Origin of the sequence: Brakhagea slesvicensis, assembly GCF_052161625.1 — a bacterium.
Classification (GTDB): Bacteria; Planctomycetota; Planctomycetia; order Pirellulales; family Pirellulaceae; genus JBKCUI01.
This window is the reverse complement of the sequence record NZ_CP197412.1, coordinates 4307242-4318357: the sequence shown is the minus strand read 5'-3', so window position 1 is coordinate 4318357 and position 11116 is coordinate 4307242. Positions and strand designations below refer to the sequence as shown.

Sequence of the window (11116 nt, the reverse complement as noted above, 5' to 3'; positions counted from 1 at the left end):
AGGCAGAACCTCCGTTACTTGCCTGAGTTGACAAACTCGTCGCGTGACAGGACTCCGTTCTTATCCTTATCGAAACGAACGAACCGACTGGGGGCCTCGTCGGGATCGGGTTGCCCTTGCATAAACTCATCTTTGGTCAATGAGCCGTCGCGGTTGGCATCACGGCGATCGAACATCGCATTGCGGTCCTGTTTTGGTTTTCCTGCTTTGGCTGACTGGCCGTCGACCGCATTGGGGTCTTTCCACTGCGGTATAGCCTCGGGGTGCATCGCCAAAAATTTCTTCATCTCCCCGAGGACATTGGGTTGTTCAACCGCGAGGTTTTTTGATTCAAGCGGATCGGTTGCGTAGTCGTACAATTCGTACTCGGCCGTTGTATCCGGCGCTCCAGCCTTCTTCCATTCCACCAATCGGTAACGGTCATTTCGAATCGCGCGCCCGATCACTTGTCCAATCCCTGGGGCGTTGCGTGGATAGACGTGGATCACGTGATCGCGAGCCAACTGTCGAGGATTATCGAGAATCGCGGCGAAACTCTTCCCATCGATACGATCCGGTGCGGGAAGTCCGGCTAGTTCCGCAAGCGTGGGATAGAGATCTACGGTCTCGACCAATGCGGACGTGCTCATCCCCCGCTTTTTCCCCGGGGCGGAAACGATGAGCGGAATGCGAGCCGCTTGCTCGTAGTTCGTATGCTTGCACCACATTCCATGATCGCCAAGATGCCATCCGTGATCCCCCCAAAGAACAACAATCGTGTTCTGACTTAAGCCAGAACGTTCCAATTCCGCCAACACCTTTCCGACTTGAGCATCCATATAGCTCGTGGCAGCATAGTAACCGTGAATCAATGTCCTCTGGGTATTCTCATCGATCGCCCCTTGTCCAGGCATATCTTTGTACGCTCGCAACTCACCACCATATTGCGCTGCAAAAACGGGAGCACCATCCGGTGCCGTCATGCGTTTCGCAAGCTGAATTTGAGTGGGATCGATCAAGTCCCAGTACTTCTTTGGTGCAACGAATGGTAAATGTGGCTTGAGAAAGCCGACGGCCATAAAGAAAGGTTGATCAGGAGCCTCCGACGCTTTTTTCAATCTCGCGACTGCTTCTGCGGCAATCTTGCCATCGCTATAAAAATCGTCTGGGACATCGGCTGATTCAAAAGCAGCCCCTCGAGGTCCGTTATTGCTCGACCGGGCTCCTTCCGTGCTTTCTGGCAATGCATAGCTGCTCCCTTTAGGTCGAAACGAGGGGATACTCCATGAGCGTGCATCGTCATAGTTTCCGTGTCCGACATGGAAGATCTTTCCCATCCCTTCCGTCCTGTACCCGAACTTTTGAAAATATTCGCCGAGTGTCACTGCATCGGGCGCCGTCTTTCGAAAGTGGGTTGCCAAGTCGTAGATTCCAAGAGATTGCGGCCGGAGGCTGCACATCAAGGCATTTCGAGACGGGGAGCAAACCGCTTGATTGCAATATGCTTTTTCGAACAAGACCCCGCGTTGGGCAAGCCCGTCTAAGTTCGGTGTTTTGGCGATCGCATCGCCGTAGCATCCGAGAATGGGTTTCAAGTCATCGACGCAGATCAACAGCACATTTTTCTTCGCCGCCATCTCGTTTCCGACACACTCGGAACGCAGTGCAGAAAGGCTCGCGATCGATAGCGTCAGCCCCATTAAAATTCGAATTCGGATCATCGGAAACCCTGTGCGAAGGGAGAGGTCGAAATGGTGCAGAAACAGGCCACCAGAATTGTCGTTCATTGTAGCAGAACGCTTGCCCGATCGAAGGTATAATTGGTGCATCCCATGTTCCCTCCGTTAACGACTCGCACGTCTCCATCCCATTATGATTCCTGCCTTGCTCTCCACCGACCCGACATTGCGACGACAATTCTTTCAAGGTGCAGGGGTTCGTCTGGGGGGCTTGGCACTCGCCTCGCTTTTCGGTTCGTCGATGAGCCGGGGGAGCGACTCGGGGCGTGTGCACCCACCATTGCCTGGCATTCCCCACTTTCCTCCCAAAGCCAAGTCGATCATCTACCTCCACATGAACGGAGGGCCTTCGCAGATCGATATGTGGGATTACAAGCCCGCGTTGACCGAACAGTTCGATAAGGATTTGCCAGACTCCATCCGCCAGGGACAACGGATCACCACGATGACGAGCGGGCAAGCAAGACTTCCCGTTGCGCCGAGCAAGTTCAAATTCACACAGCACGGCGAGTGCGGGAGGTGGGTGAGCGAATTGCTTCCGTTCACCGCCAAACTCGTCGATGAAATGGCCGTGATCAAGTCCGTGCACACCAATGCCATCAATCACGATCCCGCTTGCACGTTTGTCATGACCGGCAACGAGGTGCCAGGCAAAGCGAGCTTGGGCTCGTGGCTATCGTACGGATTGGGAAGTGAGAGCAATGATCTGCCGGCGTTTGTCGTTTTGACTCCTACTTGGAGTTCAACAGCGGCAGCACAAGCCTTATTCACCCGCATGTGGTCGAGCGGCTTCCTGTCGACCAAATACACGGGAGTCGCCCTTCGCAGCAGTGGTGATCCCGTCCTGTATCTACCCAATCCCGATGGGGTCCGTCCCGACGATCGCAAGGTCATGCTCGAGGCGCTCAAGTCGATGAACTTGGAGCGCCATCAAGTCATGCAGGATCCGGAAATCTTGACCCGCATCGCGCAGTACGAGATGGCCTTTCGGATGCAAACCAGCGTCCCCGAGCTGGTCGACATACGCAATGAACCCGCCTCGGTATTGGACCTTTATGGCCCAGAGGTGACCAAACCGGGCACCTTTGCATCGAGTGCTTTGCTAGCGCGACGTTTGGTGGAGCGAGGGGTCCGCGTGGTACAGCTTCTGCACCGAGGATGGGATCAACACGGCAACATCGCCAACGACCTTCCAGCCCAATGCCGCGATACCGATCAGGCTTGCGCGGCCCTTCTTACCGATCTCAAACAACGCGGGCTGCTCGAATCCACGCTCGTCGTCTGGGGAGGGGAGTTCGGCCGTACCGTGTATTGCCAGGGAGGTTTGACCCGCGAGAACTATGGACGCGATCACCATCCCAAATGCTTCACGATGTGGATGGCAGGTGGCGGAATCAAAGGGGGGATCGAATACGGAAAGACCGACGATTACAGCTACAATGTCGTCGAGAACCCGGTCCATGTGAACGATTTGAACGCCACCATTCTGCATTGCATGGGGATCGATCACGAGCGATTCGTATTTCCTTTTCAAGGCTTGGAACAGAAGCTAACTGGGGTGGAACCGCAACGCGTCCTCAGCGAGCTCCTCGCATAACGGCCCCGAGCGGGTCCCATAGCTGGCTGATCTAGGCCCATAGCTGGCTGCGCTGGTTCCATGGCGAATGCCGATGCGATCGAAAGAAATTCGTGCGCGAACGCGCGTCCATGCGGCGCCATGGCTCTTTAACCGGCACGCTCCGCATACCGCATATTCAAAGTGTCTGCCCACACGCGCCCCCGAGTTGCAAGGTAAGTTGCGGGGAGTTTCCGGTCTCCCTGCATCCCATGGAACGTATTGGCCCTCGAATCGGGGTTAGCTAGCAGGGAACCAATTTGCAGAACGCGCAATCTAACAGGTCATGCTAATTGGAAATCTTCGCCCATCCTCACCAATCGGAATCTATGGAAAAGGGATTTTGGATTCTGAGACCAGTTGTTCCGTTTGGAGCTTTTGCAACGATATCGTTGCCTCTATCTTTGGGCTTATGCGCTAAGGGCATGCCATAAGGTCTGAAGGTGCTGTGTATTATGTTCGATGCATGGATGTCGAACTCTTGGATTTCGTTTCCTTCTTTTTCCTAGACTATTCCTATGTCTTCCGCCACATCGGACGAGAATGTCGAACAGACTAAACGGCGAATACGGAATCTGGTTAGCGAGATAACCGAGCTTTCGAAATCCGACTTGAAGGCGGGAGACTACTACCCTGCCGTCCTCCAGAAGATCATCGCTGCCCTTGCGGCCGAGGGGGGAGCGGTCTGGGTGATCGACCAAGACGGAGCGATGAGGCTGGCCCATCAAATCCAGCTCGATCCGCATCTCATGCAGTCCGATCGGCCCGAGGCAATTCAACACGGCCGACTTCTATCCCGACTGATTTCCCAGGGCCGCGCCGAGTTGGTCCCCCCGCAATCGGGGTCCGGAGATCCTGAGGGAGAAGCCAACCCGACCTCCCATTTGCTCGTCACGGCGCCCCTCATTGCAAACAAGCAGCCGGTGGGGTTGTTGGAAATTTTGCAACGAGCCAACTCGCCAGCCGAGGCCCAGCGGGGATACCTCCGTTTCCTGGAACATATGACCAAACTGATTGGGGATTGGCATCAAAGCCATACCCTTCAGCAAGTTTCCACGCGGCAGGAGATGTGGCAGCAGTCGGATCAATTCGCACGATTGGTTCACGACAACCTCGACATACGGGACACGGCTTACACCATCGCAAACGAAGGGCGAAGATTGATCGAGTGCGATCGAGTAAGTGTCGCCGTGCTAAAAGGTGGCAAGGCCAAGGTGGTCGCGATTTCCGGACAAGACTCCATCGAATCTCGTTCCAACATCGTCCAATCCCTGAACAATCTGGCAACTCGCGTCGTCAAGAGTGGCGAACCCCTGTGGTACGATGGTTCCACAGAAGATCTTCCACCGCAGCTCGAAGAGGCCATCGAAGACTACGTCGACCTTTCCCACGGGCGAACCGTCACGGTGCTTCCCATCCGCCAGCCGGAGCGAAAAACCGAAGGGGATATGCTTGCGGCGAGAAACGAATCGAGCGAGACGCGTCAAAGGCGAGAGATCATCGGCGCCTTGATCGTGGAGCAAATCGAAACGCAGCTCTCCAAGCCGGTACTGGAAGGGCGTGTGGATTTGGTCTATGAACATGCTTGCCGCGCGATGTCCAACTCCCTCGCGCATAGCAATATTTTCTTTATGCCGGTTTGGCGATTCCTCGATCGCGCGTTGTGGATGTTCCGTGGATCCGCACTCCCTAAGACGCTGGGGATACTCGGTGTGATCGCGATCGCGCTGATCGCCATGTTCATCGTGCAGATCGACTTCAAGCTCAAAGGGAATGGCGAGCTGAAGCCGACGGAAGAGAAGCATGTATTCGCGCATGCCAATGGAAACGTCGAGGAAGTCTATGTGCGACACGGGGACTTCGTCAAAGCAGGCCAACCTTTGGTTCGAATGCGCGACGACGATTTGTCAAAGGAGATCGTGAATCTCGAAGACCAGATCATGCAAGCTGCGCAGCGGGTCGAAAACCGAACGCGCACCTTGACGCTCGACGCTTCCATCCTAACTCCCTCTGAACGTGAACGACTAACGCAGGAAAAAATCGAAGCCGAGACGACCCTCAAAGGTCTCGAAACGCAGCTGCAGCTCGCGAGGCAAATGGAAGCCAAAATGGTACGAACCAGCCCGATCGACGGAGTCGTCATGACTTGGGATGTCGAGCGGATGCTCAACCGGCGTCCTGTCGTCATGGGGCAAGTCTTGATGACGATCGCGGACAAGGAAAAAGATTGGGAAGTCGAAGTCCTTTTGCCTGAGAAACGGATGAGCTATCTGCTGCAGGCTTTCGAAGACGAAATGGCGAAGAACCCTAGTGTGGCCAATCCGCAGCAACTTGTCCTCCCCGTGGACTTTATCATGATGACGGATCCGTCGAAGAGCTACTCCGGCAAGCTCTCTTATGTAGGTGTCAGCGGAAGAGCCGAACTCAATGCCGAAGACGGTCCCGTCGTTAAGCTTCGGTGCAACCCTGATCCTGAATCCCTCCAAGCGCTCAGTCGCAACCCGGGGGCTCGCGTCATCGCGAAGGTCAAGGCTGGTCGTCGTAGCGCGGCGTTTGTATGGTTCCATGAAGTCGTTGAGTGGGTCCGAGCTTATCTCTTGTTCTAACGCACAGAATATCGATATGAAGAAGTCAATTTGGGTTGCATGTGCTACGGTTGCTACCGTTGTCGGACTCGCCGTTGCCGTTCCGAGCGTTCGCAATTGGATCGACCAGACAGTCCCCTCGCTCGGTATCAACGGATACCGCACGACGAGCGAGCCCACTGCACCGATGCTGCCTTCGGAAAGCCAGAGTGCGACCGAAGCTCCCTTGCTCGTCAACATCGACCCCAGTAATCCCACTCCCCTTCGCGGCAGCAACCTGACTGCGACCGAACCGCCCATCGTTCTTGCTCAGGCTCTCCAATCGACCGATTCCCTGTTGCCAGGCGCCGTCGACCTTGGTTCACTTCCCAACGTACCGGGTGGGCTTCCCCAAGGAAGCGTTCTGCCAAGCAATGCAGTCCCATCGAACGGCATCGGAGTTCCACCAGCTGTACCAAGCGGCATTCTATTGGTGCCGATCGCCTCGCTCACCTTCGTACGCGACATCGATGTCGCGGCGCAGGCGGACGGGATCATCACGCAAATGCACGTCGATGAAGGAAAGGCGGTCAAACAGGGAGATCCAATGATCGAATTGGACACCCGCATCGCGCTGGCCGAAATCATCGTGCAAACCAAGGAGCTAGAGCAAGCCAAACTGAAAGCGGGTGACCAAAGCCAGATTCTCTATTCCGAGGCAGCTTTCGATGTCGCCAAGAACGAAGTAGAGATCTCCGATAAGCTTTATCGAGACCGCGCAGAAGATCTCAGCACGAATCAGAAAAAGAAACTGGAACTCAAAAAGGCGGAGCTGCAGATCAATGTGTCCAAGATCGAACACGCCAAAGATAAAGCAGCTGTCGGGGTGTCCGAAGCAAAGCTCGAAGCCGCTAACGTTCAAACGGCCTTGCGAAACATCAACGCCCACTGGGATGGCTTGGTCAGCGATGTGAAGAAGGAGCAGTTCGATTATGTGCGAGCAGGCGAAGTCATCCTTCGACTCACCGACATGTCCAAGATCCGAGTCAATGGACAAGTCCGCGTCAACATCCCTCCCCACTTGCTCCTGAATTCGAAGGCACGCGTGTCGGTCCAAATTGCACCTGGAGTGAAGCACGACGTGGATGGAATTGTCGGATTTGTTGCACCGCGGGCAAGCGAACCGGACACCTATCGAATGTGGGTCGAGATCGATAATGTGCGATTGCCTGACGGACAATTCTTGATGCGAGAAGGGATGAAGGCGACCATCGAGATCGCTTCACCAACACGTTAGCCCGCCAGTGTTACGCGTATTGCGATTCCATTCCCAACCGTTCTGACACGAAGTTCATCCGATACTAGAGAGACGGCCACACATCTATGACAACGATGGCAGATTCCTTGGTCAATAGCGCGATGCGGCCGCTCAAGCTGCGCCGTCGACCGGACCTGGAATCCCGTCGACACAAATACCACGGCCGTTCGTATTGGGTCGTCAAGGAACCGGTGGGACTAAACTACTTCCGATTCCACGATGAAGAATTCGCCATCCTCAACATGCTCGATGGCGAGACCAGTCTTCAGCAGATCAAAGACGATTTTCAAGCCCAGTTCGCTCCTCAACGTATCTCACTGCAGGACCTGCAGCAGTTTGTCGGAATGTTGCACCGAAGCGGGCTTGTGATCTCCCATGCAGGCGGACAAGGACGTCAATTGAGACGGCGTGGGGATCAAAAGAAAAAGAAGGAGCAACTTGGCAAGCTCGCGAATATTTTCGCGATTCGATTCCGAGGAATCGACCCAGAACACATACTCAATCGCCTTCTTCCTTGGTTTGGCTGGCTATTTACGACCTGGTGCTTGATTGCGGTCGCCATGATGGGGCTCGCAGCTATCACCCTCGTGTTGGTGAACTATCACGAGTTCAAGACCAAGCTGCCGACGTTCCAGCAGTTCTTCTCCGCCAACAATTGGATTTGGCTTGGAATCACCATGGGGAGCGTGAAGGTCCTTCACGAGTTTGGGCACGGTTTGAGTTGTAAGAAATTCGGGGGAGAGTGCCACGAGATGGGAGCGATGCTCCTCGTCTTCACTCCCTGTTTGTATTGCAACGTCTCCGATTCCTGGATGTTACCGAACAAGTGGCAGCGGGTATTCATCGGCGCGGCGGGGATGTATGTCGAATTGATACTGGCTTCCATCGCCACGTTTTTGTGGTGGTTTAGCGAAGACGGGATGTTCAATTTCCTCTGCTTGAGCGTGATGTTTATCTGCTCGGTGAGCACCGTCGTATTCAATGGCAACCCATTGCTGCGATTCGATGGTTATTACATCGCGATGGACTTGTTAGAGATCCCGAATCTTCGACAAAAAGCGAACGAGATTCTTAAACGCTGGTTCCAAAAGAATTGCTTGGGACTCGAGTTGCAGGAGAATCCCTTTTTGCCGACCAAGAATCGATTCCTATTCGGCGTCTTCACCGTCGCCTCTTCGATCTATCGGTGGGTGGTGGCCTTTGGGATTATTTTGTTCTTGAATCAGGTTCTTAAGCCCTATGGTCTACAATCCCTTGGACGCGCGTTCGCAGTGGCAGGGGTTGCAGGGATGATCGTGCCGGGATTGATCGCCACCATCAAGTTTTTCAGAACACCAGGGAGAGCCTCGAAAATGAAACGGGCGAACGTCTTAACGAGTCTGTTGATAGCGACCGCCATCCTTTCCGTGTTCTGCTTTTTCCCCTTCCCCTTTCACGTCAATGGATCGGTCGAAACCCAACCCAAAGATGGTCGAGAGGTGCACGCGATTGTTCCTGGCAAACTGGTCCGGTGGTACAAGAAGCCAGGGGACAGGGTGCAAGCGGGTGAAGCGATTTGCGATTTGGAGAACATCCAATTGCAACTTCAATTGCAAGAGGCTATTACCAAGCGCGATCTTGCCAAACAGCGGCTGGATCAAATCCGCTATGTAGCCAGCTCCAATCCCGCTCTCGCTCTGACAGCTGCCGAGGAAGAGAAGGCGTTGATGACCGCCGAGGGGACCGTGCAGGAACTGGGATACAAGCTGCAAAGGCTGCGAGTGGTCAGTCCTATCGACGGCATCCTTTTCCAGCCCCCGGAGAAATCGATCAACAAACAGTCGCAGGCCCAGGAGCAACTCCCTTCGTGGCATGGGAATCCGTTTCAAGCAAGCAATTCCGAGGCGGTCTTCAGCGAAGGTGACTTGCTCTGCTTCATAGCACCGACCAATGAAATGGAAGGCGTGCTGGTGATCGACCAACACGATCGCAACTTGGTTAAAGTCGGCGATCAAGTCGAATTGATGTTTGATGCGGCGAAGTTGCAATCCTACTATGGGAAAATTGCCAGTTTCGCCCAATCCGAAATGAAGGAAACATCTGCGAGCCTGTCCACGCAGACGGGAGGTTCGCTGGATACCAAGACCGACGAATCCGGTCGAACGTTGCCCATGAGTACATCGTATCAGGCCAAAGTTTATTTCGACGGAGAGAACCTTCCTATTCGCGGCGGTTACCGCGGAAAGGCGAATGTCCACTTAGCGTGGAAGTCCCTAGGATGGCGATTGTATCGATACGCCGTGAAGACGTTTAACTTTGAATTCTAAGCCAATTTCTGCGCATGCCCCGAGTCGCGTGGTAGAGTGATGGTAACTAGTGAGAGCTAAAAAGCCTCGACGCCTCGTTTTCGTTTTTGCAGGAGTGAACAATGTCGACCGAAGTGGAAAACACCGAAACATCCGAGGGCGCGCGCCAGCAAGCCCAGCCAGTACAAGTTCAAGTGAAGGACGAAGACGCGATCGCATGCTACGCGAACTTCTGCCGCGTCACCGGCTCTCCTGAAGAACTGATCGTCGATTTTGGACTCAACCCACAGCCGGTTGGAATTCCAAAGGACCCGATCGTTGTCAAACAACGAATCATCATGAATTTCTTCACCGCCAAACGATTGTTGGCTGCTTTGCAAATGTCCGTTCAACGACACGAAGCCGTCTTCGGAGTCTTGGAAACAGACATTCAAAAGCGACTCCGCGTTCAGCAGTAGTCTCTTAGAAACAATCGCGCCCAACGCCCGTGCTCGTCTGCCCACTCTTCATGAATTGGCAAATCCAAAAGACCCGCTAGTCCCCTGGCGGGTTTTTTCGTTCTTACCATTCAAACAAGCTCGCATAGCCGCAATCCAGCGTGCGGCCTGTCGAATCCTCGAGAGATGCCTGCTGAATCCGGTTCTTTTCAATGCGAGGCGTTCCAAACGCAGCCCCCAGCGAACCAGCCAGTTCACGCAAACGGATGTCAGGTGAATGGCCACAAAGCAATGCGAACCCCTTCTCCTCGTCGAGAAGTTTCCAGCATTGGTGGAGCAACGGGAGCAGATCCCGATGAATCTGCCACCGCTCGGCTTGGGTCCCATGTCCGAAACTTGGCGGATCCAAAATGAGCCCGCTGTAGCGACTCCCTCGCCGCACCTCTCGCTCGACAAACTTGACGGCATCGTCGACGATCCATCGGATGGGCCGATCCTTCAGCCCTGAAAGCTCTCCATTCTCGCGTGCCCATGCGACCGTCGGGCGGGACGCGTCGACGTGCGTGACGTGGAAGCCTTGCGTTGCGAGCGCCAACGTCGTCGCCCCCGTATAGGCGAACAAATGAAGGACTCGGGGCTGGGGCGATTGCGGTTCGGATAGGCGAACGAACTGCTGCTGGAACCAAGGCCAATGAACCCAGTGCTCTGGAAAAATGCCTACCTGCCCCGCTGCCGTCGGTTTGAGCTGTAGGGTGACGGTTTCAACCCTCCCCCGCCAGTTCGCCCAATCCATGCGACGACTGCATGAGCTCAGATAATGCCAGCGATGATCCCGGTAGGCGATATCGACATTTTTCCAAAGGGGTGAACCCGCGAGGGGGTCGGTAGCTCCTGGAGAGGGTCTCTCCACGACCAATCCCCCTATCTTCTCAAGCTTTTTACCTTCGCCGAAGTCGATGAGCTGGTAGAGGGCTTCGGATTTCACGTTGAAAGGGGAAACGACCAAGTCGTTCGGTAATTGAGGAGAAGACGAACCGGTATGCACCTTGAGAAAACAAGGAATTGAACTATCATTCTCTCCCTTGAAGAAAGATGCAATGGGTCGCAGTCCTAGTGACTTGCAGATTGGCGATCCGACTTTCGAATCACGAGCGAGTCACCATACGATCAAGAACTGGA

General features: G+C 54.5%; 7 protein-coding genes. 5 read left to right on the top strand and 2 right to left on the bottom strand.

Annotation, left to right across the window (positions count from 1 at the left end; genetic code table 11):
• Positions 1–14 precede the first annotated feature (14 nt).
• Positions 15–1700, bottom strand: a complete 1686-nt coding sequence (locus tag SH467x_RS16350) for a sulfatase-like hydrolase/transferase (RefSeq protein WP_482368174.1) — start codon at positions 1698–1700, stop codon at positions 15–17.
• Between the two features lie 151 nt (positions 1701–1851).
• Between SH467x_RS16350 and SH467x_RS16345 the strand changes: the two genes are divergently transcribed.
• The 5 genes from SH467x_RS16345 (at position 1852) to SH467x_RS16325 (ending at position 9958) form a co-directional block, all read left to right on the top strand.
• Positions 1852–3315: a DUF1501 domain-containing protein gene (locus SH467x_RS16345; protein WP_482368173.1), complete on the top strand. Its 1464-nt coding sequence runs from the start codon at positions 1852–1854 to the stop codon at positions 3313–3315.
• A 536-nt stretch (positions 3316–3851) separates the two neighbouring features.
• Entirely contained in the window at positions 3852–5939 is a 2088-nt protein-coding gene (locus SH467x_RS16340) for an efflux RND transporter periplasmic adaptor subunit (protein ID WP_482368172.1), read from the top strand.
• 16 nt (positions 5940–5955) lie between these two features.
• Positions 5956–7194 (top strand): efflux RND transporter periplasmic adaptor subunit, encoded by a 1239-nt coding sequence (locus tag SH467x_RS16335; protein WP_482368171.1) that lies wholly within the window; start codon positions 5956–5958, stop codon positions 7192–7194.
• A 95-nt stretch (positions 7195–7289) separates the two neighbouring features.
• The gene (locus SH467x_RS16330; RefSeq protein WP_482368170.1) at positions 7290–9521 is read left to right on the top strand and encodes a hemolysin D; all 2232 of its coding nucleotides are present in this window, start codon (positions 7290–7292) and stop codon (positions 9519–9521) included.
• 101 nt (positions 9522–9622) lie between these two features.
• Positions 9623–9958 (top strand): DUF3467 domain-containing protein, encoded by a 336-nt coding sequence (locus SH467x_RS16325; RefSeq protein WP_482368169.1) that lies wholly within the window; start codon positions 9623–9625, stop codon positions 9956–9958.
• A 103-nt stretch (positions 9959–10061) separates the two neighbouring features.
• Here the strand turns inward: SH467x_RS16325 and SH467x_RS16320 are convergent, their stop codons facing one another.
• Complete coding sequence (locus tag SH467x_RS16320; RefSeq protein WP_482368168.1) at positions 10062–10922, bottom strand: hypothetical protein; 861 nt, start codon at positions 10920–10922, stop codon at positions 10062–10064.
• Between the last annotated feature and the right edge of the window lie 194 nt (positions 10923–11116).

Bases quoted from the DNA above. Each gene is read 5' to 3' on its own strand.
- SH467x_RS16335 (WP_482368171.1), top strand. From the start codon at position 5,956: ATGAAGAAGTCAATTTGGGTTGCATGTGCTACGGTTGCTACCGTTGTC.
- SH467x_RS16330 (WP_482368170.1), top strand. From the start codon at position 7,290: ATGGCAGATTCCTTGGTCAATAGCGCGATGCGGCCGCTCAAGCTGCGC.
- SH467x_RS16340 (WP_482368172.1), top strand. From the start codon at position 3,852: ATGTCTTCCGCCACATCGGACGAGAATGTCGAACAGACTAAACGGCGA.
- SH467x_RS16325 (WP_482368169.1), top strand. From the start codon at position 9,623: ATGTCGACCGAAGTGGAAAACACCGAAACATCCGAGGGCGCGCGCCAG.
- SH467x_RS16350 (WP_482368174.1), bottom strand. From the start codon at position 1,700: ATGATCCGAATTCGAATTTTAATGGGGCTGACGCTATCGATCGCGAGC.
- SH467x_RS16345 (WP_482368173.1), top strand. From the start codon at position 1,852: ATGATTCCTGCCTTGCTCTCCACCGACCCGACATTGCGACGACAATTC.